The organism is Pseudomonas sp. HN11 (genome assembly GCF_021390155.1).
Taxonomy (GTDB): Bacteria; Pseudomonadota; Gammaproteobacteria; order Pseudomonadales; family Pseudomonadaceae; genus Aquipseudomonas.
Map to the genome: position 1 here is coordinate 2,589,500 of NZ_CP089985.1, position 11,961 is coordinate 2,601,460.

Genomic DNA, 11,961 nt, shown 5'->3' on the forward strand with positions numbered 1-11,961 from the left:
GTTTTGCAGATCAAGATAGCCCCGGCCGCCCTTACAGGCGATCACCCGGTCTCGTTAGTATTTTCTCCAGTTCCGTCACTCGAATATCGAGACTTCTGCGTTATGAAACTTAATCAACACCCTTTGCTGCAAGCGACACAAGGTACCCACAGGCACGTGGCAAGTGAGCATTACGGTGCAATGGGTGCAGGTTGCAAAATCTATATTCAGGCGGCACTGCATGCCGATGAAACCCCGGCAATGCTGGTGGCCGCGCACCTGCGCCGGCAACTGGCGGCGCTGGAAAACGCCGGCCGCTTGAATGCGCAGATCGTGCTGGTCGCCGTGGCCAACCCCGCCGGTCTGGGCCAATACATATTGGGCGCGCCCAGTGGACGTTTCGAGCTGGGCAGCGGGCGCAACTACAACCGCGGGTTCCCGGTACCTTACCAAGCCATCGCCGAGAAAATCGAGCACCGGCTCGGCCAGGACATCGACGCCAACCGCGCGCTGATCCGCCAGGCCTGGGGCGAATGCCTGCGCGCCGCCCAGCCGATGGATGAGTACCAGTCGCTGCAACAGACCCTGATGCTGCTGGCCCACGATGCCGACATCGTGCTGGACCTGCATTGCTCACGCGAAGCGGCGATGCACCTCTACACCGGTGAGTCGGTGTGGCCGACCATCGAGCCGCTGGCCCGTTACATCGGTGCCGAAGCGACCTTGCTGGCGACCGACTCCCAGGCCAATTCGTTTGATGAAGCGCTGTACCTGTTGTGGGTGAATTTGCGCGAGCGTTTTGGCGCACGTTTTCCGATTCCGGACAGCAGCATCGCGGTGACGGTCGAGCACCGTGGTCAGCGCGATGTGTCCTATGAACTGGCGGACCATGACGCCACGGCAATCATCGATTACTTGACCCACCTGGGCGCCATCGAAGGCACGCCGCGCCCACTGCCGATGCTGCGCAACCCTGCCACGCCGCTGGCGGGCAGTGAGCAGTTCTACGCGCCGAGTGCCGGGGTACTGGTGCACCGTGCCACCGTTGGGAGCCGGATTGAAGCGGGGCAGGTGTTGTTCGATATCGTCGATCCCCATAGCGGCAAGACCGTGACAGTCAGCAGCAATACGACCGGTGTGCTGTACATGCGCCGTGATGTGCGGTTTGTGAAACCGGGAGACCCGTTGGGTCGCGTCTCCGGGGCTACACCCATTCGCAGCGGCAAGCTGCTCAGCGCTTGATCAGAAATCTACTAGGCAGGACTCTCCATGCACACCAATCCGGCAATCAACCTCGAAAACCAATTCTGCGCCCACAATTATTCGCCACTGCCGGTGGTCATCGTCAAGGGCGAGGGCGTCTGGGCCATTGGCGATGACGGCATGCGCTACCTGGACATGATGTCGGCCTATTCCGCCGTCAGTCACGGCCATGTACACCCGCGTATCCGCGCCGCCGCCGTGACGCAGATCGACAAAATCAGCGTGGTGTCCCGTGCGTTCTACAGCGAGCCGTTGGGCAACTTCCTCAAGGCACTCTGCCGCATCAGTGGTTTCGATTCCGCGCTGCCGATGAACAGTGGCGCCGAAGCCGTGGAGACCGCGATCAAGGCGGCCCGCCGCTGGGGTTATCGGGTCAAGGGCATCGCCGCGAATCAGGCGAAGATTGTGGTGGCCGACAATAATTTCCACGGGCGTACCTCAACCATCGTCGGCTTTTCCTCCGAACCTGATTACAAGGCCGACTTCGGCCCGTTCTGCAACGGCTTCACCGAAGCACGCTTTGGCGATATCGAGAGTTTCCGCCAGGCGATCACGGCCGACACCTGCGCCGTGCTGATCGAACCGATCCAGGGCGAAGCCGGTATTCGCGTGCCGCCGGCCGGCTTCCTGCGAGCGCTGCGCAAACTCTGCGATGAGACCAACACTTTGCTGATCCTCGATGAGATCCAGTCGGGCCTGGGCCGTACCGGCAAGTGGTTCGCCTTCCAGCATGAAGGCATTCGCCCGGATGGGCTGATCCTCGGTAAAGCGCTGGGCGGCGGGATCATGCCGGTGTCGGCGTTTTTGGCGGATCACTCGATCATGGACCTGTTCGATGCCGGCAGCCACGGCTCGACCTTCGGCGGCAACCCGTTGGCTGCTGCGATTGGTCTGGAAGCCCTGAACGTGCTGGAGGACGAAGGCCTGATCGACAACAGCGCGCAGCTCGGCCATTACCTGGTGGAACGCCTCCAGGCGATGAAATCCCCTGCGATCCGCGAGATTCGCGGGCGTGGGTTATGGGTCGGTGTGGAACTGGATCGCGATGCGCGTCCGATCTGTGAGGCGCTGCTTGCCGAGGGACTGCTGACCAAGGAAACCCACGAAAACGTGCTGCGTATTGCACCGCCATTGTCCATCACCCGCGAGGAACTGGATTGGGGCCTGGCGCGCATCGAACGGGTATTCGCGCAGTTATGAATCACGCTCTGAACCACCTGCACATTGACGGGCAGCGCTACGCCTATATCGACCTGCATAAGCTGCTGACCCCGGCGCACTTGCATCGGCTGCCCTATTCGCTGCGCATCCTGCTGGAAAACATCGCCCGATGCGCCCCGGCTTCATTGTCCGCCGTCCTGGCGCGGGCCACAGGACACGGGCCGGACTGCGAGGTGCCGTTCCAGCCCAACCGCCTGATGTTCCATGACACCACCTGCCTGCCGGCCCTGGCCGACTTTGCCGGAATGCGCGATGTGGTGGCGGAACTGGGCGGTGACCCGACGGCGGTGAACCCGGCGATCCCGGCGGTGTTGACCATCGACCATTCGGTGATTGTCGAGCACTACGCTGAAGCCGGTGCGGTGGACGCCAACCTGGATATCGACTTTCGCCGCAACAGCGAGCGTTACCGCTTTATCAAGTGGGCCCAGGCCAGCCTGGACAACTTCAAGGTGATCCCACCCGGCACGGGCATCATCCACCAGATGAACATGGAGTCCATCGCGCAGGTGGTGTGGGAAAGCCCGGCTCCTGACGGCGGTGTGTTGCTGCATCCCGATTGCATGGTTGCCACCGACAGCCATACGCCGATGATCAATGCCATCGGTGTGTTGGGATGGGGCGTGGGCGGGTTGGAAGGGCAGGCGGCGATGCTCGGTGAGCCGGTGCCGATTCCATTTCCACACGTGGTGGGGATTCGCGTGAGCAATGCCTTGCGCCCCGGCGTGACGGCGACGGACCTGGCGTTGACCGTGACCGAGTTGCTGCGTCGGCGCAGCATGGTGGGCAAGTTTGTCGAGTTCAGCGGGCCCGGGCTGGCATCATTGAGTTGGGCGGCCCGGGGCACTGTGGCGAACATGGCGCCGGAGTATGGTGCGACGGTGGTGTTTTTCCCATTCGATGACGAGACCTTGTCTTACCTGGAATTGAGCGCGCGCCCGGCGCCGTTGCTGGCCAAGGTCTCGGCCTACATGGCGGCGCAGTCGCTGTGGCGCCAGGAAGGTGAGCCTGAGCCGCAGTTCGATGAGTTGATCGAACTGGATCTGGCCCAGGTGGAACCGAGCGTGGCCGGGCCCCATCAGCCCCATCAGCGTCGGTCGCTGGCGCAGGCGGGTGCCTCGTTTCACCAGCATGTGCAGGGTGAGAGCGGACAACAGTATTTCGAGCCGTCCTTTGATGCCCCGCTGACTCACGGCGCGGTGGTGATGTCGGCGATCACCAGTTGCACCAATACGGCCAATCCGGCGCAGATGATCCAGGCCGGGTTGCTGGCGCGTAATGCGCGGGCGCGTGGTGTGGGGCGCAGGCCCTGGGTGAAAACCTCGCTGTCGCCGGGCTCGCGGGTGGTGGCGGATTATCTGGAATCGGCAGGCTTGCTGGAGGACTTTGCCGCGCTGGGCTTTGAGCTGGCGGGTTTTGGGTGCATGACCTGTATCGGGAACTCCGGCAGCCTTGAGGCGCATGTGGAGGCCTTCGCCGAGCAAGGGCTCAAGGGGGTGGTGGTGCTGTCGGGCAATCGCAATTTCGAAGGTCGGGTCAACCCGAAAGTCCCGGCCGGCTACCTGGCATCGCCAGCATTGTGCGTGGCTTACGCAATTGCCGGGAGTATCGACATCGACCTGTCCAGCCAGCCGCTGGCACTGGACGCCCAAGGCAAACCGGTGTACCTGCATGAGTTGATGCCCAGTGATGCCGAGGTGGCAGCGCAAGTTGCGCACGTGGTGCGGCCAGCGTTGTTCCAGCAGCGTAGTGAACTGCTATGGCGGGGCACGCATCACTGGCAGGCGCTGGAGGCCGATGGCAGCGTGCAGTTTGCCTGGCATCCGGACTCCACCTATTTGCGCCGTCCGCAGTACCTGGCGGATGTGCAGCCGTTGCCGGCGACGCGCTTGTCGGTGCGCAATGCCAGGGCGTTGGTGGTGCTGGGCGATAACGTCACCACTGACCATATCTCACCGGCCGGCACGATTCCCTCGGAGAGTCTGGCCGGCGCATGGTTGCGTGAGAGAGGCGAGGCCGAAGTGGATTTCAACCAGTACTCGACCCGCCGCAGTAACCACGAGGTGATGGTGCGCGGTGCCTTTACCAACCCGCGCCTGAACAACCTGCTGAACCCATCGCAATCACCGCGTCAGGGCGTGTGGGCGTGGAATGCCGACCACAGCGTCTACCAGCCGCTGTACCTGGCCGCACAGAGCTACGTCGGCACGCCGACGGTGCTGTTCGCCGGGAACAACTATGGTGCGGGCTCCAGCCGCGATTGGGCGGCAAAGGTGCTGAGCCTGCTGGGCATCAAGGCGGTAGTGGCGCGCAGTATCGAGCGTATTCATCGCAGTAACCTGATTGGCATGGGTGTGTTGCCGTTGGTGTTCAGCGAAGGGGAGACGGTGCAGCACTTGCAGCTCGACGGCGGCGAGCGCCTGACATTCCTCGGCCTGGAAAACCTGCAGGTCGGCGAAAACCCGATTACGCTGCAGATCGATCGTGCCGATGGCCGTGTCACCATGAGCCGGTTAGCGTTGCGCCTCGACTCGCTGCAAGAGCTTGGTTACCTTGTGCACGGCGGCGTGCTGCCGTTTGTAATCCGCAAGACCGTGCAACGGACCCGCCAAGGAGCGCGTGATGATTGACCCCCTCGTACTGCAACAACTGGCCCCGGATGGCGTGCTGCGCGCCGCCATCAACTTCGGCAACCCGGTGCTGGCGCAACGCGGCGCGAACGGAGAGGCTCAAGGCGTTTGCGTGGCGTTGGCCAAGACACTGGCTGCAGAGCTGGGTGTCGAGTTGGAACTCATCACGTTCGAGGCGGCGGGTAAGGTGTTTGCTGCGCTGGCCGAGGATGCCTGGCGCGTGGCGTTCCTGGCGATCGAGCCGGTGCGTGAGAGGGAGATTGCCTTCAGCGCACCGTATGTAGCGATCAAGGGCACGTATCTGGTGGCGGCGGGCTCACCTTTCACTCACGTCGCGCAACTGGACGCACCAGGCCGACGCATCGCCGTCGGCGAAGGCGCGGCCTACGATCTGTACTTGAGCCGCACGGTCGAGCATGCCGAACTGGTTCGGGCGCCCACCTCAGCCGCAGCGGTGGATTGGTTTATCGAGCAAGGTCTGGAGGCGGCGGCAGGGGTGCGGGACTTTCTGCAAACCAAGGTCACCGAGCGATGGCGCCTGGTGCAGGACGACTTCATGACCATCCGCCAAGCCATGGCCGTACCGGTGGCACACGCAGCCGCTGCCGCGTTCGTCAGGTCCTTTGTCGAACGGCAGAAAGAAAATGGCGGGGTGAAGCGAGGTCTGTTGGCCAGTGGCCAAAGCGCGGAACTACAGGCGACGTAGGAAGGATTTGACGATGTGGCGCGTGGCGTCGGTGGTGTCCAGGTCATCCATGGCGCCGTAGGGATGCCATTGGCAATCGATGATCTCATTGCAGGGTTTCGCGTCATCGATGTTCACCACTGATGCTTCAAATACGTGGTGAAGGGTGTCGCGGGCTTTCAGCTCCTGCAAGTACAGCAAGCCGTCCACGTTCAAACCGGTCTCCTCTTCCAGCTCGCGTTCGGCGGCGCTGATCGGACGCTCGTTGCGTTCGACCTTGCCCCCCGGCAGCGCCCATTTGGATCTGGACTTGCGCACGAAGAGGATATGCCCCTCGTGTTCGCAAATGACCGTGGCCCTTATTTTCATCGTCTGTGCCCCCGCAGCAAAATGAGCGTCATAAAAGTGTAATGCAATTGTCATGTTAAGTGGTTATGGCGCTGATGTGTGGGGATGTGGATACTGCCCGATTGATCAAAACGGACGAGGAGAGCAGATGAGCACCGTACGCTGGGGCATGATCGGCTGTGGCAGTGTCACTGAATTGAAGAGTGGACCGGCTTTCTACAAAGCACCAGGTTCGGCGTTGGTCGCCGTAATGGGCCGCCGTGAAGAAGCGGTGCGCGATTACGCGACGCGCCACGGCATTGCGCGCTTTTACACCGACGCCCAGGCACTCATCAACGACCCGCAAGTGGACGCGGTGTATATCGCCACGCCGCCCGATAGCCACCTCGAATACAGCCTGATGGTCGCCGCCGCCGGCAAGCATTGCTGCGTCGAGAAGCCCATGTCGTTGAACGCCGAACAAAGCGCGTTGATGCAGCGCACCTTCGAACGTGCCGGGTTGCACCTGTTTGTTTCCTATTACCGCCGTTCGCTGCCGCGTTTCCAGCAAGTGCGTGACTGGCTGCGGGACGGGCGCATCGGCGAGCTGCGCCACCTGACCTGGACCCTGTGCAAGCCACCGGGTGTCGATGACGCCAGTGCTGCCAACTGGCGTACCGACCCGACAATTGCCGGTGGGGGTTATTTTGCCGACTTGGCCAGTCATGGCTTTGATCTGTTCCAGTACCTGGCCGGGGACATCATCGAGGTGTCGGGTTACACCTCGCGTCAGGAAGGTCGCTACGCGGCTGAAGATGCCGTGACGGCCTGCTGGCGCTTCGCTTCGGGTGCATTGGGCATGGGCTGCTGGAACTTTGTCGCGGACTGTCGTGAAGACCGGGTGGAGCTGATCGGCAGCCGTGGGCGTATCCAGTTCTCGGTCTTCGAAGACCAACCCCTGCGCCTTGAAGGCGAAACCAACGCAGTGCTGGAAGTACCGTGCCACGCACATATCCAGTGGCACCACGTAATGGCGATGAATGCGCATATCCGTGGCGAGGCCGAGCACCCGTCTCTGGCCATTGAGGCGCTGAAGACCGATCGGATTCTCGACAAGGTGCTACAACGTAACCCTCATCACCCTGGCTAAGCGCACTAGGGTTTGGTTTTTAAAGGAATTGACGGATGAGATACTGGATAGCGTTGTGGCTGGCTTTGGCCACCAGTGCAATGGCGGCCCCACGCAGCCAAGGCACGCCGGGAGAGTTTGATTTTTACGTACTGTCGTTGTCGTGGTCGCCGACTTTTTGCCTGGCGCACCCGGACAATGAGCAATGCTCGGGCAAAGGCTACGGCTTTGTATTGCACGGGTTGTGGCCGCAGTACGCGCGGGGAGGGTGGCCGGCTTCGTGCTCGCCGCAATCGCAGCTGAAGCGTGAAGAGATTGAGAAGGGGGCGGCATTGTTCCCGACCCGTTCACTGCTTCGGCACGAATGGGCCAAGCATGGCACCTGCAGCGGTTTGGAGCCGTTGGCGTACCTGGAAAAAACCGATGCTGCGTTGGGCGTGGTCACTATTGCGCAACAACTGCAACCGTTCAACACGCCGCCAACGCTGCAAGCCCGTGAAATCGAGGCACTGTTCCGCGAGAGCAACCCGCGCATGGGCAACCATGGGCTGGCGGTGATCTGCAAAGGCAAGGTGCTCTCGGAAGTGCGGGTGTGCCTGACCAAGGACCTGGCGTTCACCGGCTGCCCGCGCAGCGTCAAATCCCAGTGCCGCGACGGTGATATCCGTATTCCCACCCAGCGCTAAGGCAACATCGCCACGCGGTATCGCTCGTCAAAATCTTCGGCCAATTGCGCCAGGGTGACCTTGCCCAGGCGTTTCAACAGCAGCGCCTGGGCCTGCTCGAAGGCATCCGTCAGCGCGGCATTCACCGCTTGCTCCACCAGGCATTGCGGGTGGTCGGTGGACAAGCCGATGGCAAATATCGACGGCGTGCCCAGAGCGTTGTGAATCTCCAACAAGGTGATTTCACTCAACGGCTTGCCCAGGCTCCAGCCGCCCTGGTGGCCCTTTTCCGAGCGGACATACCCCTTTTCCTTGAGCAACCCGAGCGTGCGCCGCACCACCACCGGGTTGGTGCCGAGCATCTGCGCGATGGTTTCCGACGTGGCGCGTTCTTCATGGCGCCCCATATGGATCAGCACGTGGAGCATGCGCGAAAGGCGGGTGTCGTTTCTCATCAAGGGGCCTCGGGTCGAATAGGCTGAAAGTATCGTTCGTAACCCTAAAAGTTGCGAGACCCTTGACGACCTATTTTTATGTAACTTATGGTGTGTCGTGAAGGCGCTTGGATAACCGAGCGCACACAGCATGGGGTCATTTTCATGATGTACGACGTGATTATCGTGGGCGGTAGCTATGCCGGCCTGTCGGCAGGCCTGCAGTTGGCGCGGGCGAGGCGTCAGGTGTTGGTGATTGATGCGGGGCAGCGGCGTAACCGCTTTGCGGCCACGTCCCACGGCTTTCTCGGCCAGGATGGTCAGGCGCCGGAGATGATCGCTGCCGAAGGTCGCGCCCAATTGATGGAATACCCGACGGTCACTTGGGTGCAGGATCGCGTGGTCCAGGCTGAAGGCTTCAGGGTTCGCACCGAACATAACGGCACCTTTGAAGGCAAACGCTTGATCCTCGCCACCGGCGTTGTCGACGTGTTGCCCAGCATCGAAGGCCTTGAAGAACGCTGGGGCAAGCATGTATTCCACTGCCCTTACTGCCATGGCTATGAGCTGAATCAAGGCCGCATCGGCGTACTCGCCACCTCACCGCTTGCCATGCACCATGCGCTGATGTTGCCGGACTGGGGCACCACCACCTTGTTCACCAATGGCGTATTTACCCCGGATGCCGAGCAGCAGGCGCAGTTGGATCGGCGTGGGGTCGGCGTGGAAGGCGCAGCGGTACGGTGCATTCGCGGTGAGCGTGCTGACCTGGAGTTGGACGACGGCCAGGTATTCAAGCTCGACGGCATTTTCACGATGTCCCGCACCCGAATCAGCCCTTTGGCCGAGCAACTGGCTTGCGAGTTGGCCGACGGTCCCACCGGCCCTTACCTTCACACCAACGACATGCGCCAGACCTCCGTGCCTGGCGTGTTTGCCTGTGGCGATACATCCCTCGCCGCCGGTTCCGTGGCGCTGGCCGTGGCCGAAGGCGTGCGCGCCGGGGTGGGCGCGCATTTTTCTTTGATCAACGGTTGAGGTAGACCGGGCTGTCGGTGGACAAGGAGGCTTTCACTGCATGGGTCATGTCGGTGATCAGCACTTCTTCACGGTCCTCGCTCAGGGCCTGCAAGGTAAGAGCGACCACTTCCTGGGGCGTGCTTTTTGGTGCCTGCACATCGGCCACCATGTCGGTGTCGATGTACGCAGGGTGCACGCCAATCACCAAGGTGTTCTGCTCACGCAGTTCGCCGCGCAGGCCATTGGTGAGGCCCCACTGGGCGGATTTCGAGGTGCTGTAGCCACCGGTACCGGGCGGGCTCAACCAGCTCAATACCGATAGCACATTGATCAACGCGCCGCCGCCGTGCCTGGCCAGGATCGGCGCAAAAGCACGGCTGACGCGCAAGGTGCCAAAGGTGTTCACGTCAAAGTGCTGTTGCAGGTTCTCGACGCTGTCTTGCGCCAGCAATGAGCCGTACTTCAGGAACCCCGCGTTGTTGACCACGATGCTGACATCCGTGCACTGCTCGGCGGCGCGCTGCACACTGGCCTGGTCGGTGATGTCGAGTGCAATCGGCGTACTGCCGGGAATGTTCACGCTGCTTGGGTCCCGCGCACCGGCATAGACCTTGGCCGCACCGCCTTTCAGCAAGGCGTTGACGAAAGCTTTGCCCAGGCCGCGATTGGCACCGGTCACCAATACCACTTTTCCACGAATATCCATGATTAGCTCCAGGCTACAAATTAGGTTTAATGATGAAACCGTTTTTATCCTGTGCTTGTTGGTCCTATAATGCAACCTGATTTTTCAACTGCCCGGAGGGCCGACGATGAAACGCAAATGCCTGGAAGGCGATGGCTGCCCGGTGGCCCGGGCCCTGGACGTGGTGGGCGACTGGTGGACGCTGCTGATCATCCGTGATGCGTTCGCCGGGGTAACGCGCTTCGGTGATTTCCAGAAGCATCTGGGCGTGGCGAAAAACATCCTCGCCACCCGTCTCAAGGACATGGTCGAGCAAGGCCTGCTGCAAACCAGCGAAGTCGGCGCGCGCAGCGAATATCAGCTTACCGACAAGGGGCGCGCGCTGATGCCCGTGCTGGTGACCTTGGCGCAGTGGGGGCAAGCCTTCACCGAGCCTGAGGAGGCGGGGGCTCAGGTGCTGGATGCGCGCTCACTCAAGCCATTGCGCAAGGTTGAAATCGTCGCTGAGGATGGGCGGGTGTTGGGCATCGCAGATATCGTCACCCAAATGCCGGTGGCTTGAAGCGTCTCAGCCATCCACCAACTGCTGAAACAGCGGCGTCAGCAGGTCGATCAGCCTCTGTGAATCGGCCTTGGCCAGCGCCGACAGTTCCAGCATCTGGCGCACCACTTGGAACCCCGGCACCAGCGCCATCACCAACGCCGAATGCAGCATGATCAGCAAGCCTGGCGCGCCGACAGAGTACAGGGGCTATTTACTGTCGAGGAAGCCCAGCAGTGCCGCATTGAACAATGCCGGGTCTTGCAGGAAGGCAAAGTGGCTGGTGTTCGGCAGAATCAGCAGGCCGGCACCGGGGATGGTCGCCGCCATGTACTCGGTATGTTCGCGCTTGATCGCTTCGTCATGGTCGCCGTCGGCAATCAGGATCGGCGTCTTGATGCTTTGCAGTTGCGCGTCGGTCCAGTTCGGTTGGCTGGCCCACATATGGCTGATCTGCTCGACAAATGCATCGTACTCTTTCGGCGTCGGCGACAGCTTGGCGTACTCCTTGCCCGCGCGTTCGATGAAGGCGGCGAAGGTCGGGTTTTTCTCGACGCCATCCTTCACGCCCGCGGTCTGGGTGTTGGCGGCGAAGGCGAACACTTTGCCGATGCGGTCCGGGTGACGCAGGGCCAGGTCTATGCCGATGATCGCGCCGTCGCTCCAGCCGACGATATCGGCGCGGGGGATTTTCAGGCTGTCGAGTACGGCGACCACGTCATGGGCCATCAGGTCATAACCGAAGGGTTTGTCGTCCCGCGAGCTGCGCCCGTGGCCACGGCTGTCGATGCTGATCACGGTGTGTTTGGCAGACAGCGCCTTGACCTGGTTGCCCCAATAGTCAGAATTGGACAGGCCGCCGTGCAGCAGCACCACCGGAGAACCATGGCCGGTACGGGTGTAGTAGACCTTGATGCCGTTGACGGCGGCGTAGCCGGTCTTCGCGCCGGCCACGGCGGCGGGTGTTGGCGGCAGGGTTTCCCAGCGTTCAGCGGCTTGAACAGCGGAAAAAGACAGCATCAGGCAGGCAGCTGCCAACAGACGACGTGACATGGCGGATCCTTTTTTGCGATGAGTAGGAGGCTGAACTCTAGCACCGGCTCCGGCAAGGGAAGTACGCATTTTTGCCTATCGAAACGTGCCATTCGAAAGAAAAAATGCAGTTATATCAATGGAATAAAAGCATCTAACTTGTGGGTGATCGGGCTATTGGCACAATCGTTCAGCGCCTCGCTGGCCGGACGTGGTTGCCAGCCCGCCATCACTTGGAGGGCATTAAGCCTGCAGGTGTATGCAAAATAGTTCTCCAGGGGGCATTTTGTTCAATACCGCGCTCCATTTGCCCTTTACCGTGGCTCATCGTCACTCGTTCGAATAAAAAG

13 protein-coding genes are annotated in these 11,961 nt (G+C 61.5%); 8 read left to right on the top strand and 5 right to left on the bottom strand.

Translation table 11 applies throughout. The features are described from left to right. The first annotated feature begins 102 nt into the window (after positions 1-102). From LVW35_RS11785 to LVW35_RS11800, 4 genes are read left to right on the top strand one after another with little or no spacing between them, the layout of a single operon-like run. Positions 103-1,221 carry a succinylglutamate desuccinylase/aspartoacylase family protein gene (locus tag LVW35_RS11785; RefSeq protein WP_233895660.1) on the top strand — a complete coding sequence of 373 codons (1,119 nt, stop codon included), beginning with the start codon at positions 103-105 and terminating at the stop codon, positions 1,219-1,221. A gap of 27 nt (positions 1,222-1,248) precedes the next feature. After that, a complete protein-coding gene (gene rocD / locus LVW35_RS11790) occupies positions 1,249-2,442 on the top strand; it encodes an ornithine--oxo-acid transaminase (protein ID WP_233895661.1) in 1,194 nt (397 codons plus the stop codon). Then, positions 2,439-5,093 carry an aconitate hydratase AcnA gene (gene acnA, locus LVW35_RS11795; protein WP_233895662.1) on the top strand — a complete coding sequence of 885 codons (2,655 nt, stop codon included), beginning with the start codon at positions 2,439-2,441 and terminating at the stop codon, positions 5,091-5,093. Before rocD ends, acnA begins: the two co-directional genes overlap by 4 nt. Next, complete coding sequence (locus LVW35_RS11800) at positions 5,086-5,799, top strand: transporter substrate-binding domain-containing protein (RefSeq protein WP_233895663.1); 714 nt, start codon at positions 5,086-5,088, stop codon at positions 5,797-5,799. The genes acnA and LVW35_RS11800 overlap by 8 nt, the downstream gene beginning before the upstream one ends. Here the strand turns inward: LVW35_RS11800 and LVW35_RS11805 are convergent. Then, on the bottom strand, positions 5,785-6,147 hold the full coding sequence (locus LVW35_RS11805) for an NUDIX hydrolase (RefSeq protein WP_233895664.1): 363 nt from the start codon (positions 6,145-6,147) through the stop codon (positions 5,785-5,787). The genes LVW35_RS11800 and LVW35_RS11805 overlap by 15 nt on opposite strands. Positions 6,148-6,274: 127 nt before the next feature. Between LVW35_RS11805 and LVW35_RS11810 the strand changes: the two genes are divergently transcribed. Together LVW35_RS11810 and LVW35_RS11815 are read left to right on the top strand one after the other, a co-directional pair. Then, the gene (locus LVW35_RS11810; protein ID WP_233895666.1) at positions 6,275-7,255 is read left to right on the top strand and encodes a Gfo/Idh/MocA family protein; all 981 of its coding nucleotides are present in this window, start codon (positions 6,275-6,277) and stop codon (positions 7,253-7,255) included. Positions 7,256-7,290: 35 nt separating this feature from the next. Further along, entirely contained in the window at positions 7,291-7,920 is a 630-nt protein-coding gene (locus tag LVW35_RS11815; protein WP_233895668.1) for a ribonuclease T2, read from the top strand. Here LVW35_RS11815 and LVW35_RS11820 read toward each other — a convergent pair. After that, positions 7,917-8,354 carry an Rrf2 family transcriptional regulator gene (locus tag LVW35_RS11820; RefSeq protein WP_233895670.1) on the bottom strand — a complete coding sequence of 146 codons (438 nt, stop codon included), beginning with the start codon at positions 8,352-8,354 and terminating at the stop codon, positions 7,917-7,919. The genes LVW35_RS11815 and LVW35_RS11820 overlap by 4 nt on opposite strands. Before the next feature lie 144 nt (positions 8,355-8,498). On the opposite strand from LVW35_RS11820, the gene LVW35_RS11825 reads away from it, so the two are divergent. After that, positions 8,499-9,371: an NAD(P)/FAD-dependent oxidoreductase gene (locus LVW35_RS11825; protein WP_233895672.1), complete on the top strand. Its 873-nt coding sequence runs from the start codon at positions 8,499-8,501 to the stop codon at positions 9,369-9,371. On the opposite strand, the gene LVW35_RS11830 is transcribed toward LVW35_RS11825, so the two are convergent. Then, positions 9,361-10,059: an SDR family oxidoreductase gene (locus tag LVW35_RS11830; RefSeq protein WP_233895673.1), complete on the bottom strand. Its 699-nt coding sequence runs from the start codon at positions 10,057-10,059 to the stop codon at positions 9,361-9,363. The two genes, LVW35_RS11825 and LVW35_RS11830, sit on opposite strands and share 11 nt — an antisense overlap. Before the next feature lie 106 nt (positions 10,060-10,165). Between LVW35_RS11830 and LVW35_RS11835 the strand changes: the two genes are divergently transcribed. Beyond that, positions 10,166-10,600 carry a winged helix-turn-helix transcriptional regulator gene (locus LVW35_RS11835; RefSeq protein ID WP_233895674.1) on the top strand — a complete coding sequence of 145 codons (435 nt, stop codon included), beginning with the start codon at positions 10,166-10,168 and terminating at the stop codon, positions 10,598-10,600. Positions 10,601-10,606: 6 nt separating this feature from the next. Here the strand turns inward: LVW35_RS11835 and LVW35_RS11840 are convergent, their stop codons facing one another. Both LVW35_RS11840 and LVW35_RS11845 read right to left on the bottom strand, forming a co-directional pair. Further along, complete coding sequence (locus LVW35_RS11840; RefSeq protein WP_233895675.1) at positions 10,607-10,753, bottom strand: TetR/AcrR family transcriptional regulator; 147 nt, start codon at positions 10,751-10,753, stop codon at positions 10,607-10,609. Between the two features lie 36 nt (positions 10,754-10,789). After that, complete coding sequence (locus LVW35_RS11845) at positions 10,790-11,632, bottom strand: alpha/beta fold hydrolase (RefSeq protein ID WP_233895676.1); 843 nt, start codon at positions 11,630-11,632, stop codon at positions 10,790-10,792. Positions 11,633-11,961: the final 329 nt, after the last annotated feature.

What these genes read in the sequence shown, in the direction of transcription:
- LVW35_RS11785 (WP_233895660.1), top strand. Translation starts at nt 103, where the DNA reads ATGAAACTTAATCAACACCCTTTGCTGCAAGCGACACAAGGTACCCAC.
- rocD (WP_233895661.1), top strand. Translation starts at nt 1,249, where the DNA reads ATGCACACCAATCCGGCAATCAACCTCGAAAACCAATTCTGCGCCCAC.
- acnA (WP_233895662.1), top strand. Translation starts at nt 2,439, where the DNA reads ATGAATCACGCTCTGAACCACCTGCACATTGACGGGCAGCGCTACGCC.
- LVW35_RS11800 (WP_233895663.1), top strand. Translation starts at nt 5,086, where the DNA reads ATGATTGACCCCCTCGTACTGCAACAACTGGCCCCGGATGGCGTGCTG.
- LVW35_RS11805 (WP_233895664.1), bottom strand. Translation starts at nt 6,147, where the DNA reads ATGAAAATAAGGGCCACGGTCATTTGCGAACACGAGGGGCATATCCTC.
- LVW35_RS11810 (WP_233895666.1), top strand. Translation starts at nt 6,275, where the DNA reads ATGAGCACCGTACGCTGGGGCATGATCGGCTGTGGCAGTGTCACTGAA.
- LVW35_RS11815 (WP_233895668.1), top strand. Translation starts at nt 7,291, where the DNA reads ATGAGATACTGGATAGCGTTGTGGCTGGCTTTGGCCACCAGTGCAATG.
- LVW35_RS11820 (WP_233895670.1), bottom strand. Translation starts at nt 8,354, where the DNA reads ATGAGAAACGACACCCGCCTTTCGCGCATGCTCCACGTGCTGATCCAT.
- LVW35_RS11825 (WP_233895672.1), top strand. Translation starts at nt 8,499, where the DNA reads ATGATGTACGACGTGATTATCGTGGGCGGTAGCTATGCCGGCCTGTCG.
- LVW35_RS11830 (WP_233895673.1), bottom strand. Translation starts at nt 10,059, where the DNA reads ATGGATATTCGTGGAAAAGTGGTATTGGTGACCGGTGCCAATCGCGGC.
- LVW35_RS11835 (WP_233895674.1), top strand. Translation starts at nt 10,166, where the DNA reads ATGAAACGCAAATGCCTGGAAGGCGATGGCTGCCCGGTGGCCCGGGCC.
- LVW35_RS11840 (WP_233895675.1), bottom strand. Translation starts at nt 10,753, where the DNA reads ATGCTGCATTCGGCGTTGGTGATGGCGCTGGTGCCGGGGTTCCAAGTG.
- LVW35_RS11845 (WP_233895676.1), bottom strand. Translation starts at nt 11,632, where the DNA reads ATGTCACGTCGTCTGTTGGCAGCTGCCTGCCTGATGCTGTCTTTTTCC.